Origin of the sequence: Nocardioides sp., from assembly GCF_004803405.1 — a bacterium.
Lineage (GTDB): Bacteria > Actinomycetota > Actinomycetes > Propionibacteriales > Nocardioidaceae > Nocardioides > Nocardioides vastitatis.
In genome coordinates this window covers 1-13,922 of the sequence record NZ_SSXI01000169.1, presented here as the reverse complement: position 1 = coordinate 13,922, position 13,922 = coordinate 1, and the positions used below count along the sequence as shown (strand labels likewise).

At 72.8% G+C, this 13,922-nt stretch carries 14 protein-coding genes; 10 read left to right on the top strand and 4 right to left on the bottom strand.

The window, feature by feature from the left end:
- Positions 1-172: 172 nt before the first annotated feature.
- Positions 173-499 (bottom strand): hypothetical protein, encoded by a 327-nt coding sequence (locus E7Z54_RS12095; protein ID WP_136434013.1) that lies wholly within the window; start codon positions 497-499, stop codon positions 173-175.
- 101 nt (positions 500-600) lie between these two features.
- Positions 601-1,083, bottom strand: a complete 483-nt coding sequence (locus E7Z54_RS12090) for an NUDIX domain-containing protein (protein WP_136434011.1) — start codon at positions 1,081-1,083, stop codon at positions 601-603.
- A 71-nt stretch (positions 1,084-1,154) separates the two neighbouring features.
- Here E7Z54_RS12090 and miaA point away from each other — a divergent pair, with 71 nt between their 5' ends.
- The 7 genes from miaA to E7Z54_RS12055 all read left to right on the top strand — a co-directional run bounded on the left by miaA (position 1,155) and on the right by E7Z54_RS12055 (position 7,923).
- Complete coding sequence (gene miaA, locus E7Z54_RS12085; RefSeq protein ID WP_136434009.1) at positions 1,155-2,081, top strand: tRNA (adenosine(37)-N6)-dimethylallyltransferase MiaA; 927 nt, start codon at positions 1,155-1,157, stop codon at positions 2,079-2,081.
- Between the two features lie 19 nt (positions 2,082-2,100).
- Positions 2,101-3,054, top strand: coding sequence for a helix-turn-helix domain-containing protein (locus E7Z54_RS12080; protein WP_136434007.1), 954 nt, complete (start codon positions 2,101-2,103; stop codon positions 3,052-3,054).
- Complete coding sequence (locus E7Z54_RS12075; RefSeq protein ID WP_136434005.1) at positions 3,051-3,638, top strand: dihydrofolate reductase family protein; 588 nt, start codon at positions 3,051-3,053, stop codon at positions 3,636-3,638. Before E7Z54_RS12080 ends, E7Z54_RS12075 begins: the two co-directional genes overlap by 4 nt.
- Positions 3,639-3,705: 67 nt before the next feature.
- Positions 3,706-5,535 (top strand): gamma-glutamyltransferase, encoded by a 1,830-nt coding sequence (ggt, locus tag E7Z54_RS12070; protein ID WP_136434003.1) that lies wholly within the window; start codon positions 3,706-3,708, stop codon positions 5,533-5,535.
- A 16-nt stretch (positions 5,536-5,551) separates the two neighbouring features.
- A complete protein-coding gene (locus tag E7Z54_RS12065; protein WP_206056176.1) occupies positions 5,552-6,196 on the top strand; it encodes a pyridoxamine 5'-phosphate oxidase family protein in 645 nt (214 codons plus the stop codon).
- Positions 6,183-7,052 (top strand): diaminopimelate epimerase, encoded by an 870-nt coding sequence (gene dapF, locus E7Z54_RS12060; protein WP_136434001.1) that lies wholly within the window; start codon positions 6,183-6,185, stop codon positions 7,050-7,052. Before E7Z54_RS12065 ends, dapF begins: the two co-directional genes overlap by 14 nt.
- A 94-nt stretch (positions 7,053-7,146) precedes the next feature.
- Positions 7,147-7,923: an SDR family NAD(P)-dependent oxidoreductase gene (locus tag E7Z54_RS12055; RefSeq protein WP_136433999.1), complete on the top strand. Its 777-nt coding sequence runs from the start codon at positions 7,147-7,149 to the stop codon at positions 7,921-7,923.
- Between the two features lie 16 nt (positions 7,924-7,939).
- On the opposite strand, the gene E7Z54_RS12050 is transcribed toward E7Z54_RS12055, so the two are convergent.
- On the bottom strand, positions 7,940-9,166 hold the full coding sequence (locus E7Z54_RS12050; protein ID WP_168798293.1) for a CynX/NimT family MFS transporter: 1,227 nt from the start codon (positions 9,164-9,166) through the stop codon (positions 7,940-7,942).
- Positions 9,167-9,264: 98 nt separating this feature from the next.
- Here E7Z54_RS12050 and hflX point away from each other — a divergent pair, with 98 nt between their 5' ends.
- The 3 genes from hflX to E7Z54_RS12035 all read left to right on the top strand — a co-directional run bounded on the left by hflX (position 9,265) and on the right by E7Z54_RS12035 (position 13,206).
- Complete coding sequence (hflX, locus tag E7Z54_RS12045) at positions 9,265-10,797, top strand: GTPase HflX (protein WP_136433995.1); 1,533 nt, start codon at positions 9,265-9,267, stop codon at positions 10,795-10,797.
- Positions 10,798-10,896: 99 nt separating this feature from the next.
- Complete coding sequence (locus E7Z54_RS12040; RefSeq protein ID WP_136433993.1) at positions 10,897-12,393, top strand: DHA2 family efflux MFS transporter permease subunit; 1,497 nt, start codon at positions 10,897-10,899, stop codon at positions 12,391-12,393.
- Between the two features lie 72 nt (positions 12,394-12,465).
- Complete coding sequence (locus tag E7Z54_RS12035; RefSeq protein ID WP_136433991.1) at positions 12,466-13,206, top strand: SGNH/GDSL hydrolase family protein; 741 nt, start codon at positions 12,466-12,468, stop codon at positions 13,204-13,206.
- Here the strand turns inward: E7Z54_RS12035 and E7Z54_RS12030 are convergent.
- Positions 13,149-13,922 (bottom strand): ABC transporter permease (locus tag E7Z54_RS12030; RefSeq protein ID WP_136433989.1); only part of this gene is annotated, 774 nt, incomplete at its 5' end. The genes E7Z54_RS12035 and E7Z54_RS12030 overlap by 58 nt on opposite strands.

The window sequence follows — 13,922 nt, the reverse complement described above, 5'->3', positions numbered from 1 at the left end:
ACCTCTACGCCCTCGTCGAGCTCGCGGGCCGGGCGGGCGCGAACCCGGTCGCCGACCGGGCGGACCGGCAGCTGCGCGAGGTCGCCCGGACGGGCGACCTCCATGCCGCGGTCGGCGGTACCTGACCGAGTCCTAACCAGGACCGGCCAGGACCGGCCAGGCCTAGGCGGGACTAGGCAGGCGACTCCTCGTCGGGGGTCACCTGGTCGGCCCTGCCCTTGGTCGCCTCCGTGTCGGTGTCCTCCCGCTGCCTGGTCTCCTCGGGGAGCTCATGGTCGGTGGCCGGGTTGTGGTCGGGGTTCGGGTCGCGGGCCGCGGTCGAGTAAGCGCCGTCCCCGCCGACTCCGGGAACCGCGTGCGGGCCGCCCGGGGGCGGTGCCTGTGGCTCGACGGTGGGCCGGGGCAGCGGCGGCAGCTTCTGGCCCGCGTCCACGTTGGGGTCGATCCGTCCGGACTCGCCTTCAGGCTCGGTCTGCTGATCGGTCGGTTGTTCGGTCATCTCTGTCCTCGCTCCTCCCTCTCGACCCGGGGGCGGCGGGGTCGGATCGCCGGGGAGCACCTGGCCTTGAGGTATCCGCGACCGCCCGGTTCAACCGGGGGTCAGAAGCCGAAGTGCGTGAGCGGCGCCAGGTCGCCGCGGCGGAGCCCCTCCAGCACGAACCGCTCGTGGGGTACCACCGGGTCCGGCAGCTCCGCCAGCGGGAACCACCGCAGGTCCGCGCACTTCGCGCCCTCGACGATGCGGGGCTCGCCGCGCCAGGACCGGGCGGTGAAGAAGAAGTCGACGCGCTCGTCGATGGGCAGGTCGCGTGCGGTCCGCTGCATCGCCGTGGCGAACGCCAGCGCGAGCTCGCTCACCCCGATCTCCTCGAGCGCCTCACGATGGGCGGCGTCCTCGGCGGTCTCGCCGCGCTCGACGTGCCCGGCCGCCGCCGCCGCCCAGTGGTCGTCCATGTAGCCGGTGCCCTGCCGCAGCTGCAGCAGCACCTCGCTTCCGATGCCGCCCGGCACCTCCCGCAGGAGGAAGACGTAGGCGGCCGGAACGACGACGAACCGGTTCTGGCCGGTCGCGGGGTCTCGCACGGCCGTCACCCTACAAGCGATCGCGCGAGGGGAATGTCCCTCGGATTCCGGGGAGTTGCGAGACTGAGCCCATGCCGACTGCACCGAAGCCCATCGTGGCGATCGTCGGCCCCACCGCGAGCGGCAAGACCAGCCTGTCCCTGGACCTCGCCGAGGCACTCGCGGGGGAGATCGTGAACACCGACGCGATGCAGGTCTACCGCGGCATGGACATCGGTACGGCGAAGCTGCCGGTCGAGCAGCGGCGCGGGATCCCGCACCACCTGCTCGACACGATCTCGGTCCGGGAGCCGGCGACGGTGGCCGAGTTCCAGCGATGGGCCCGCGAGGTCATCTCCGACCTACGGCGACGCGACGTGACCCCGGTGCTGGTGGGCGGCTCTGCCCTCTACACCCGGGCGATCCTCGACCGGTTCGACTTCCCGGGCACCGACCCGGCGGTCCGCGAGCGCCTCGAGCAGGAGCTCGAGAGCGTCGGCAGCCAGGCGCTCCACCACCGGCTCCGCGAGCTCGACCCGGCCAGCGCCGGACGGATCGAGGCCGAGAACGGCCGCCGCATCGTCCGGGCACTGGAGGTCATCGAGATCACCGGCCGGCCGTTCAGCGCGACGCTTCCGGTCCAGGAGTACCTCGACCCCGCGACCGTGCAGATCGGCGTGACGATCGACCGCGACGTCCTGGATCGACGGATCGAGCAGCGGGTGCGCGAGATGTTCGAGGGCGGGCTGGTCGACGAGGTCCGCCGGCTCCGAGACGAGGGCCTGGCCGAGGGGCGAACCGCCTCCTCGGCGATCGGCTACCGGCAGGTGCTGGCGCACCTGGACGGCGAGATGTCGCTCGAGGAGGCGCAGGAGCGGACCGTCATCGCCACCCGCAGGTTCGCGCGCCGCCAGCTGGCGTGGTGGAAGGACGACAGCCGCATCACCTGGGTCGACCACGACGACCCCGCCCGGGTCGCGAAGGCGCTGCGCAAGATCGGTCAGGCGCCGACCCGCTGACCAGCGACACACTGGTCCCATGACCAGGCCCGGCCGCGACCGCCTCCGCGAGCTCCTCGACGCCGTGCTCGACGAGGGCAACCGCACGCTGGGCGAGATGGCGGACGGCGCCTACGCGTCGCCGTATCACTTCAGCAGGATGCTGTCCCGCGAGGCCGGGGAGGCGCCGGTCGCCATGCGGCGGCGGGTGATGCTCGAGCGCGCGGCCTGGCAGATCCGCCGCGGGGCCACCGTGACGGATGCCGCGTGGGCGGCGGGCTATGAGTCGGTCGAGGGGTTCAGCCGCGCGTTCACGCGGGCGTTCGGTCATCCCCCGAGCGCGGCCGCGGCCGACAGCGGTGCGAGCCACTGGCTGCCCGCCGCGAACGGCATCCACTTCCACCCACCGATGCACCTGTGGGTGCACACGCAGGAGCAGGCGATGAACCCGGTGACCGAGCAGCTCGTCCACCACGACCTGGACGACACCCGAGACCTGATCGAGCTCGCCAAGGGCCTGGCCGGCGAGGAGTGGTCGAAGCCCCGGCTGCCGGCCAACACGGTGACCTCGTGGGAGGGACCTGAGGAGTCGATCGCCGACGTTCTCGAGCACCACGTGTTCACCAAGGAGATCTGGCTGGCCTCGATCGAGGGCCTGGACGCGCCCTCCCGGGACGGGGCGCCGACGGCGGCCTCGCTGCTCGAGCGCCACGACGCGGTCGCGCCGCGCTGGCTGGCGGCCGTGCGCGACATCGACCGCCGCGGGGCGTGGAACGACCGGCTCGTCGACGCGCTGTGCGACCCGCCCGAGAGCTTCGTGCTGAGCAGCGTGATCGCGCACGTACTGACCTACGCCGCACACCGGCGCCAGCTGGCCCGCCACCTGCTCCGTGCCGCCGGCGTCCGGACCGACGACGGCGACCCGATCATGTGGCTGCGCCGCCAGCTGGGGGAGACCGACACCGAGATCGACGCCGAAGGAGGCACCACATGACCCGGGCGATCTACTACACCGCCACCACCCTCGACGGCTTCATCGCCGACCCGGACGACTCTCTCGACTGGCTGATGCGCCAGGACCAGGACGCGGGGGGCGCACTGAACTACGAGGACTTCATCTCGGGCATCGGCGCCATCGTGATGGGGTCGACGACCTACGAGTGGGTCCTCGCCCACACCGAGCGGACCGGGGAGTCCTGGTCCTACTCCATGCCCGCCTGGGTGATGACCTCCCGCGACCTGGTGCCGGTCCCGGGCGCCGACATCCGGTTCGCGAAGGGCGACGTCACCACCGTGTACGACGACCTGGTGGCCGCCGCGGACGGCAAGGACGTGTGGGTGGTCGGTGGCGGAGACCTGGCCGGGCAGTTCGCCGACGCCGGGCTGCTCGACGAGGTGGTCGCCTACCTCGCGCCGGTCACCCTCGGCGCCGGCCGCCAGCTGCTCCCGCGACGGCTCGACCTGGAGCTGCTGGAGGCGACGCAGAACAAGGCGTTCATCGCCGCGCGCTACCGGGTGGTCGGTGCGCTGAAGGAGGACCGGGAGTCGGGCGGCGGGGAGGACCAACCTGCCCGCTAGGTCCTGGGCCGGGCCTTGACAGGCCCGGCAAGGTAAAGGGAACGGCTTCGGATCTCGGGAGGTCACCATGCGCCGTACCCTCGCCACTCTGACCGCCAGCGCCACTGCGGGTGTCGCTGCCCTCGCCCTCGCGGCAGCGCCCGGTGCGCCGGCGGTCGCCGACCCGCCCAACCCCGCACCACCGAAGACGCCGACGGCGATCGGCCACGGTGGGGCGGTGAGCTCGGTCGACCCGTATGCCTCGGCCATCGGACTGGAGGTCCTCGAGCGCGGCGGCAACGCGGTCGACGCGGCCGTCGCGACCGCTGCGGCACTGGGCGTCACCGAGCCCTACAGCGCCGGCATCGGCGGGGGCGGCTACTTCGTGCACTACGACGCGGCCACCGGCGAGGTGACCACGATCGACGGGCGCGAGACCGCACCCGCCGACATGCAGCCGGATGCCTTCATCGACCCGTCGACGGGGCGGCCCTACCGGTTCAGCCCCGAGCTGGTCACCAGCGGCGTCTCGGTCGGCGTGCCCGGCACGCCGGCGACCTGGGACGAGGCACTCGATCGCTGGGGCAGCCTCTCGCTGTCCGATGCGCTGGCACCGGCGGCGGCGCTGGCGCAGCGCGGGTTCGTGGTGGACGAGACGTTCCGCCTGCAGACGAGCGAGAACGCCCACCGGTTCCGCACCTTCACCAGCACGAAGGAGCTGTTCCTCGGCGATGGGCTGCCCGAGGTGGGCAGCACGTTCCGCAACCGCGACCTCGCCCGGACCTACCGCCAGCTCGGCGCCAAGGGCGTCGACTGGTTCTACGGGGGCCGCCTGGCGGCCGAGATCTCGGCCACGGTGCAGGAGCCGCCCTTGAGCGGCGACACCGACCTGCCGGTGCCGCCCGGCAGCATGATGCCCGGCGACCTCGCGGACTACGAGGCGCTGGTCCAGGCCCCGACCCGCGTCGGCTACCGCGGGTACGACGTCTACGGGATGGCACCGTCGTCCTCGGGCGGCACCACCGTGGGCGAGTCGCTCAACATCCTCGAGCAGTACGACCTGTCGTCGATGACCCCGGGCCAGGCGCTGCACCACTACCTCGAGTCGACCGCGCTCGCCTTCGCCGACCGCGGCAGGTACGTCGGCGACCCGGCCTACGTCGACGTGCCCACCGAGGCGCTGCTGGACGACACCTTCGCCAAGGAGCGGGCCTGCGAGCTCGACCCCGAGGCCGCGGCCGCCAAGCCTGTCCCGGCCGGCGACGTGACGTCGTACGACGGCGTGTGCGCCACCGCCGACCCGCAGACCGCGGACGAGCGCGACACCGAGGGCGTCTCGACGACGCACCTCACCACCGCCGACAGGTGGGGCAACGTCGTCGCCTACACGCTCACGATCGAGCAGACGGGCGGCTCCGGGATCGTGGTGCCCGACCGCGGGTTCATCCTCAACAACGAGCTGACCGACTTCTCGACCGTCTACGACCCGGCCGACCCGAACCGGATCCAGGCGGGCAAGCGGCCGCGGAGCTCGATGTCGCCGACGATCGTGCTCGAGGACGGCGAGCCGGTGCTGGCGCTGGGCTCGCCCGGCGGCTCCACCATCATCACCACGGTCCTCCAGGTCCTGCTGAACCGGCTCGACCTCGGGATGGGCCTGCCGGCGGCCGTCGCCGCGCCGCGGGCCTCCCAGCGCAACACTGCCGCCGTCACGGCCGAGCAGGCGTTCGTCGACGCGTACGGCGCCGCGCTGGCCGGGTACGGGCACCGGTTCGCGGTCGCGGGAGCACCGGGATCCAGCGCGTCGGAGATCGGCGCCGTGGCCGCGATCGAGGTCGGTCCGGGCGGCATGCTGACCGCGGTGGCCGAGCCGCGGAGACGTGGCGGGGGATCTGCGATGGTGGTCGATCCGGACTGACACCTACCCTTGTGGGGTGACCACGGCACCGGGCTGGACCGAGATCCGCACTCCCGAGCAGCTGACGACGCTGCTCGGCGCCCCGACCGAGCGGGCAGCGGCCAAGGAGCGGTCCGTTCTCACCGACGTCGACCGCGACTGGCTGGCCGCCGCACCGTTCTGCGTGATGGCGACCGCCGACGCCGAGGGACGCTGTGACGCCTCGCCGAAGGGCGACCCGTCGGGGCAGCTCGTGCACGTGGTGGACGGCACGACGATCGCGCTCGCGGAGCGGCCGGGCAACCGGCGAGCCGACGGCTACCGCAACATCCTCGCCAACCCCCACGTCGGGCTGAACTTCCTGATCCCGGGCCGTGGCGACACGCTGCGCGTCAACGGCCGTGCCCGCCTCGTCAGCGACGCGCCGTTCTTCGACGAGATGGTGGTCAAGGGCCACCGTCCGCTGCTGGCCGTCGTGGTCGAGATCGAGGCGGTCTTCTTCCACTGCGCGAAGGCGTTCCTGCGGTCGAGGCTGTGGGACCCGCAGACGTGGGACCCCGAGGCGGTCGTGCCGCGGCGCGCGGTCCTGGCGTCGCGGTTCGAGGCTCCGGAGGTCCCGGTCGAGGTGCTCGACGAGTACTACGGCAGCTCGTACGAGGAGCGGCTCTATGTCCAGCCGTGAGCTGGTGGCGTCGTACCCCTTCCTCAAGGGGCACGGCACCGAGAACGACTTCGTCGTGCTGCCCGACCACGACGGCACGATCCATGCCGAGCTGACCGCCGAGCGGGTCCGGGCGATCTGCGACCGGCGCGCCGGCATCGGCGGTGACGGCGTCCTGCGCGTGGTCCGGACCGAGCTCGTGCCCGACGGCGGTGGCCAGGACGCGACCTGGTTCATGGACTACCGCAACTCCGACGGCTCGCTCTCCGAGATGTGCGGCAACGGGGTGCGGGTCTTCGGCCGCTACCTGGCGGAGCACGGGCTCGCCGACCCCTCGGCCCCGGTGCCGGTCGCGACCCGGGCCGGCGTGAAGGTGCTGACCTTCGCCGGCGGTGTCGCCCACGGCGAGATCGCCGTCGACATGGGCACCCCGAAGGTGCTCGGGGAGACCACGGTGTCGGTGGCCGACCGGACCTGGCGGGCGCTGCACGTGGACATGGGCAACCCGCACGCGGTGGCCTTCCTGGACGACGGCGCGGACCTCGCGGAGGTGGGCCCGCTGCTCGACCCGCCCGTCCACGACGAGGCGGTCTACCCCCACGGGGTCAACGTGGAGTTCGTCGTACGACGGGCGCCGGGCCACGTCGCGATGCGGGTCCACGAGCGGGGCTCGGGAGAGACCCGGTCCTGCGGCACCGGGGCCTGTGCGGTGATGGTCGCCGCGGCCCTGGCCGACCGGCCCGACGGGGGAGTGCGCGACACCGCCTACCGCGTGGACCTCCCCGGCGGCACCCTGCGGATCATCTGGACCGCCGACGACCGGATCGTGATGACCGGCCCCGCCGAGATCGTCGCCCAGGGCACGACCACCCTGTAGCCGCCGGTCAGTCGCCGCAGGTCGAGGAGGTCGCGCAGCGACCGTCACCAGACCGTAGGCACCGACGGAACCGCCTCTCGGTACGCTCCGGCGCATGGAACTCACCGGATCCTCCGCCATCGTCACCGGCGGCGCCTCGGGCATCGGCGCGGCCGCGGCCCGCCAGCTCGCCGCCCAGGGCGCCACCGTCATCGTCGCCGATCTCCAGGCCGACAAGGGCGAGGCCCTGGCCGCCCAGATCAGCGGCGTCTTCGCCCAGGTCGACGTGACCAGCACCGAGCAGATCGCCGCCGCAGTGAAGGCCGCCACCGAGATCGCGCCCCTTCGCGCGGTGGTGAACTCCGCCGGCATCGGCTGGGCGCAGCGCACCATCGGGCGTGACGGGACGCTGGAGTCGGCCCACTCGCTGGAGGCCTTTACCAAGGTCATCCAGATCAACCTGATCGGGACCTTCGACATGGTTCGGCAGGCGGCGACGGCGATGAGCCAGAACGACCCGGACGAGGACGGCTGCCGCGGCGCCATCGTCAACCTCGCGAGCGTGGCGGCCTTCGACGGGCAGATCGGCCAGGCGTCGTACTCCGCGTCGAAGGGCGGCATCGTCGGGATGACCCTCCCGGTCGCGCGGGACCTTGCCGCCGCGGGCATCCGCCTCAACACGGTGGCACCGGGCCTGATCGACACCCCGATCTACGGCGAGGGCGAGCAGGCCGAGGCGTTCAAGGCCAAGCTCGGCGAGAGCGTGCTGTTCCCCAAGCGGCTGGGCCGGCCGGACGAGCTGGCGAGCATGGTCGTCGAGTGCATCACCAACCCGTACCTGAACGCCGAGGTGATCCGCGTCGACGGCGGCATCCGGATGCCCCCGAAGTAGCCGGTCGCTGCATCCGTCACGCCCGGATTCGGTCCGGCAGGTGCTCCTCGAGGGGTCCGGACCGAGCGATCACCGCGCCCGCCAGCCCGATCCCGACCGCGAGCACCGCGGTGCCGGCCAGCGGCGCGGTCCAGCTGCCGGTCAGCTCGTGGAGCAGTCCGACGCCGAAGGTGGTGCCGGCGGCCACCAGGTAGCCCACGCCCTGGGTCAGCGCCGAGAGCTGGGAGGTGCCCTCCGCGGTGCGGCTGCGCGAGGCGATCATCGCGAGCACCCACGTGAACGCGCCGCCACCCATGCCGAGCAGCACGGCCCACAGCCAGCCGCCGACGGCGAGCGGCGCGACGATCACGCCGACCCAGCCCGCGACGGTGCAGCAGGCGAACATGATCGGCAGGGTCATCCCGCCCCGGGTCACCCGGATCAGGGCGGGGAGGCCGAGCGTCACCGGGATCCCGATCCCGGTGATCACGCCGAGCAGCGCCCCGGCGTGCGCGTCGTCCGCCCCTGCGTCGGCGAGGATCTCGCCCCACCATCCGAACTGCACGTAGGCCTGAGACGACTGCACACCGAAGCAGGTGAGGAACGCCAGTCCGAGTCGGGTCCGGGCCACGTCGCCGAGGGTGATCCGGTGCGACTTCGGTCTGGTGTCCTCGACGGGCCGTTCGTCGCGGAACGCGGTCGGCAGCCACATCGCCATCCCGATGAAGGCGACCACCGCCCAGCCGCCCAGCGCGATCCGCCAGCTGCCGGTCGCGTCGCCGATCGGCACCGTCAGCGCGGACGCCAGCGAGCCGCCGCCCACCACGGCGGCGCCGTACAACGAGCTGATCAGCGCGACCCGGTGCGGGAAGTGCTGTTTGGCGAGCGGCGGCAGCACGACGTTCCCGATCGCAGCGCCGGCCATGATCACCACGGTCGCCAGCAGGAAGAGGGCGAACGAGTCCGTCAGTGCGCGCGCGACTAGGCCCGTGGCGACGGCCGCGAGGAGCCCGACGGCAACCCGGTGCACCCCGAAGCGGAGCACCAGTCGCCCGGTGCCCAGGCCGATGACGGCGAAGCAGAGGGGCGGCAGCGTGGTCAGCACGCTGACGCCGGCGGGCGCGAAGTCCAGGGCCTCGCGGACCGTCGGGAGCAGCACGCCGAGGCTGCCGATGGCGGAGCGGAGCGACAGCGCGAGCACCACGATCGCTGCGCCGAGCACGACCGCGGCCCCGGTGGTGGGCGGCGTACGACGTGGGGGCACGCAACGAGTCTGGACCAGCCGTGGTGCGGACCAGGGAACACCCCGAGCCGAAAAGACGTTTCAACTCCTGTATGCAGACACCTAGGCTTGAGAGCCATATGACGAACCGCGCTGAAGACTTCACCCTCGCCGACGCCCTGCGGGCCACCGAGGGCTGGGACGACCCTGAGGATCTGGACGTCGACCCGATCGAGGTCGCCGCGATCGACACAGAGCCGACCGACGACGCCTGGGAGTCGGGGTACGCCGACCCGGTCGACGACCCGACGACCGGCGACATGGACCTCGCCGCGCGTCACGAGCTGCGCCGGGTCGCGGGACTCCGCACCGAGCTCGAGGACATCAGCGAGGTCGAGTACCGCCAGCTCCGACTGGAGCGGGTCGTCCTCGTCGGCGTGTGGACCGAGGGCACCGTCCAGGACGCCGAGAACTCCATGGCCGAGCTCGCGCTGCTGGCCGAGACCGCCGGGTCGGAGGTGCTCGACGCCATCTACCAGCGCCGGCAGTCCCCGGACCCCGCGACCTTCATCGGCCGCGGCAAGGTCGACGGGCTGGCCGAGATCGTCCTGGCCACCGGCGCCGACACCGTGATCTGCGACGGCGAGCTCGCCCCGTCGCAGCTGAGGAACCTCGAGGACCGGGTCAAGGTGAAGGTCGTCGACCGGACCGCGCTGATCCTCGACATCTTCGCCCAGCACGCCAAGTCCCGCGAGGGCCAGGCGCAGGTCGAGCTCGCCCAGCTCAGCTACATGAAGCAGCGTCTTCGTGGCTGGGGTGGCAACCTCTCCCGCCAGGCCGGTGGCCGGGTCGGTGCCGACGGTGGCGGCATCGGCGGCCGCGGACCCGGTGAGACCAAGATCGAGACGGACCGTCGGCGGATCAACGACAAGATCGCCAAGCTCCGCCGCGAGCTGAAGGTGATGAAGGGGACCCGCGACACCAAGCGCCAGGAGCGTCGCCGCAACGAGATCCCCTCGGTCGCCATCGCGGGCTACACCAACGCCGGCAAGTCGTCGCTGCTCAACCGCCTGACCGGCGCGGGCGTGCTCGTCGAGGACGCGCTGTTCGCGACTCTGGACCCGACCACGCGTCGCACCCAGACCGCCGACGGCCGCGTCTACACGATGAGCGACACGGTCGGCTTCGTCCGCCACCTGCCGCACCAGCTGGTCGAGGCGTTCCGCTCGACGCTGGAGGAGGTCGCCGACTCCGACCTGATCGTGCACGTCGTCGACGGCTCCCATCCTGACCCCGAGGGCCAGCTCAACGCGGTCCGCCAGGTGCTCGCCGAGATCGAGGCCGGTGACATCCCCGAGCTGGTGGTCATCAACAAGGTCGACGCGGCGGACCCCCTGGTGGTCGACCGGATCACGCGGCGGGAGCCGCACTCGGTGGCGGTGTCCGCGAAGACCGGGGAGGGCATCGCCGAGGCGATCGCCGCGATCGAGGCCGACCTCCCACGGCCGCAGGTCGAGTTCACGGCGCTGGTCCCCTATGCCCGCGGCGACCTCATCGACCGGATCCACCGCGACGGTGAGATCGGCACGATGGAGCACACCGCCGACGGCACGAAGGTGTCCGGTCGCGCCACGGAGGCGCTTGCCGGCGACCTTGCGGCCTACGCCGTCTGAGGGCCGTCCGAGGCCGAAGCCGTCCGAGCAGGACCGTGTCGGGGGTCTCATGATCCGTCCCTTGACCTCAACTTAAGTTGAGTTTGCACAGTGGCTGTCATGACAGCCACCGCACCCCCAGTCGCCCGCACTGCACCGGCCGATCCGGCGAGCCGGCGCGCCACGATCGTCGCCCTCACCGTGGTCGCGGGCACCGTGATGATCCCGCTCGACGTCACCGTCGTAGCAGTGGCGCTCGCCCGGCTCTCCCAGGAGACCGGCGCGGCGCTCCCGGTCATCCAGTGGGTGAGCACCGGCTACACACTGGCCCTCGCGGCGGTCATCCCGGCGGCGGCGTGGGCGATGGGGCGCTACGGCGCCCGCACCGTGTTCCTCGGCGCGCTGCTGCTGTTCACCGTCGGCTCGGTGCTGGTCGCCTGCTCGTGGGACGCAGGGAGCATGATCGCGTTCCGCGTCGTGCAGGGCATGGGCGGCGGGTTCGTGATGCCGGCGGCGATGACGCTCGCCCTCCACGCGGCGCCGGTCACCGAGCGCGGCCGGGTGATGGCGCTGCTCGGCCTCCCGGTCCTCGTCGGCCCGGTCCTCGGGCCGCCCCTGGGTGGCTGGGTGCTCGACAACCTCTCGTGGCGCTGGCTGTTCCTGATCAACCTCCCCATCGGTCTGGTCGCGCTGTGGCTCGCGCGTCGCAACCTGCCCACCGTCGCTCGTGCCGACGCCGCACGACTCGATCGTCGCGGCCTGGTCCTGCTGGCGCCGGCGATGGTGCTTCTCGTGATGGGCGCCTCGCTCGCGGAGGAGTCGCTGGTCCGCGCCGCGGTGGTGGTGCCGGTCGTCGCGTCCCTCGCGCTGCTGGCGCTGTTCGTCCGGCACGCGCTGCGGACGCCGACCCCGCTGCTCCAGGTGGGCCTGCTGAGCCGCCGGCTGACGGGCGGGGGAGCGCTGGTGCTCGTGCTCTTCGCGGGCGCCTACTTCTCCACCCTGCTGCTGGTCCCGCTCTACTTCCAGGTCGCGCGCGGCGAGTCGGCCTCCACCGCGGGGCTGCTGATGGTGCCGCAGGCGGTCCTCGCGGGACTCTCCATCCAGGTCGCCGGCCGCCTCGTCGACCGGGTCGCGCCGCTGCGGGTGGTCGCCACCGGGATCTCGATGGCCGTACTCGGCTACGCCGGCTTCGCGCTGCTGCTGGACGCGACGACGTCCTACTGGGTGCTGGTCCCGTTCCTCATGCTCGGCACCACCGGGGCCGGGGCGTCGATGCTGCCGACGATGACCCTCGCCACCCGCCATCTCGACCACGACGAGATCCCCTCCGGGACCACCATGATCAACGTCCTCAACCAGCTCGCGACCTCGGTCACGACCGCGCTGGTCGCGGTGCTGCTCGCCGCGGGACTGACCTCGCGACTGCCGGCGCTCGACGGTGGTGTCGGCGGCCTGCAGGCGCTCACTCCCGACGCCCGGGACGCCGCGGCGCCGGCGATCGCCGACGCCGTCCGCGCCGCCCTGGCCCTCCCGGTAGGGATGATGGCTGCCGCACTGGTCGTCGCCATGCTGGTGCTGTGGCGGGCTGACCGGGTGCGGGAGCCGGCCGGCCGGTGACGTACCTGACAAAACGGTCGTGAGTTCCCCGATTTCACGACGCTTTCGTCAGGTACGACGGAGCATGGGCGGGTGACTCGCCACATCCTCCTGGGCCTGCTTGCGCTGGCCCTCACCACAGGGGTGAGTACGACGATCTGGGCTCGCGCCGGCGCCGGACCCGACCACTGCGCCGGTGTGGCGGAGCGGTCCGAGCGGCGCGCCGCCCTGGTCACGGGCGAGGGTCGCGAGGTGCTGGTGATCGGCGACTCCTACGCGGTGGGCGCCGGGCTGCGCCTGCGCGACTCCTGGCCCGTCCGGCTCCCCGGCCGGGTCCGGGTCGACGGCTTCTCCGGCAGCGGGTTCAGCAGGAGCGCCAGCGCCTGCGGCGACGTCTCCTACGCCGCGCGCGCTCCCCGGTCGCTCCGCGGCGGCACCGAGCTCGTCGTGGTCGAGGGCGGACTCAACGACACCGACCAACCGCTCGCCGAGGTCGAAGCGGGACTCGTCCGCCTGGTCGAGGAGCTGCGGGCCGGCGGCATCGCCCCGGACCGGGTCGTGGTGGTGGGCCCGCCACCCGCGCCCGTCCGGCTCCCCGAGCGGGTGGCGGCGGTCGACGCGACGCTCGCGCGCACGTCGCAGGCCCACGGGGCGTCGTACCTCTCGATGCTAGGGGTGAAGCTCACCTACCTCGACGACGGCCTGCACCCCGACGTCGCCGGGCAGCGGGTGTTCGGCGACCTGGTCGCCGCGTACCTCGCCGCGCACCTCGCCGCTCACGCCGACCGGAGCGCCTCCGTCGGCGGCACTGACGCGGCCCGCGCCGCCGGATAGAGGCCGACCACCGTCCCGATCAGGCAGGCCGCCGACAGGCCGAGCCCGATCGGCGTCCAGGGCACCACCACACCCCATCCCTGCGACTGCGCGTAGCCGACCGTGCCGAGCACGCCGAGGAGCGCCCCGGTCAGGCCACCGATCAGCGACAGCAGCACGGACTCGGTCAGGAACTGCGAACCGATCTGCACCCGCGTCGCGCCGAGCGCGCGACGCACGCCGATCTCGCGGCGTCGCTCGAGCACGGAGATCACCATCGTGTTGGCGATGCCGACCGCGCCGACGAGCAGCGCGACCGTGCCGAGCCCGAGGGTCAGCGTGGTGAGCGACTCGTCCGCCGCGGCCTGCGCCTCCAGGGCATCCGACGGGCGGGAGACGGTGACGCCGCTGGCGTCCGCCGGGTTCGCGGTCCGGGCGAGCAGGTCGCGTGCGTCGCCGACCCGGTCGGGTGCGGCGCGGGCATAGATCCGGGTCGGGGGGAGGTCGTCGCCCCAGAGCGCCTCCGCCACCCCGACCCCCACCAGCGCGGTCTCGTCGAGCTCCGGCGCCAGTACCACCGGATCGAGCACGCCGACCACCGCGAACCACCGACCGTCGATGAACACCCGCACCCCTCGCGCGACCGCGGTGTCGTCGATCGCGAGCCGCCGGGCGGCCGTGGCCCCGAGCACCACGCCCGGCACCTCTGACGTCGCCTCGTCGAGCCAGCGCCCCGA

Bases quoted from the DNA above. Each gene is read 5' to 3' on its own strand.
- E7Z54_RS12095 (WP_136434013.1), bottom strand. From the start codon at position 499: ATGACCGAACAACCGACCGATCAGCAGACCGAGCCTGAAGGCGAGTCC.
- miaA (WP_136434009.1), top strand. From the start codon at position 1,155: ATGCCGACTGCACCGAAGCCCATCGTGGCGATCGTCGGCCCCACCGCG.
- E7Z54_RS12080 (WP_136434007.1), top strand. From the start codon at position 2,101: ATGACCAGGCCCGGCCGCGACCGCCTCCGCGAGCTCCTCGACGCCGTG.
- E7Z54_RS12075 (WP_136434005.1), top strand. From the start codon at position 3,051: ATGACCCGGGCGATCTACTACACCGCCACCACCCTCGACGGCTTCATC.
- ggt (WP_136434003.1), top strand. From the start codon at position 3,706: ATGCGCCGTACCCTCGCCACTCTGACCGCCAGCGCCACTGCGGGTGTC.
- dapF (WP_136434001.1), top strand. From the start codon at position 6,183: ATGTCCAGCCGTGAGCTGGTGGCGTCGTACCCCTTCCTCAAGGGGCAC.
- E7Z54_RS12055 (WP_136433999.1), top strand. From the start codon at position 7,147: ATGGAACTCACCGGATCCTCCGCCATCGTCACCGGCGGCGCCTCGGGC.
- hflX (WP_136433995.1), top strand. From the start codon at position 9,265: ATGACGAACCGCGCTGAAGACTTCACCCTCGCCGACGCCCTGCGGGCC.
- E7Z54_RS12040 (WP_136433993.1), top strand. From the start codon at position 10,897: ATGACAGCCACCGCACCCCCAGTCGCCCGCACTGCACCGGCCGATCCG.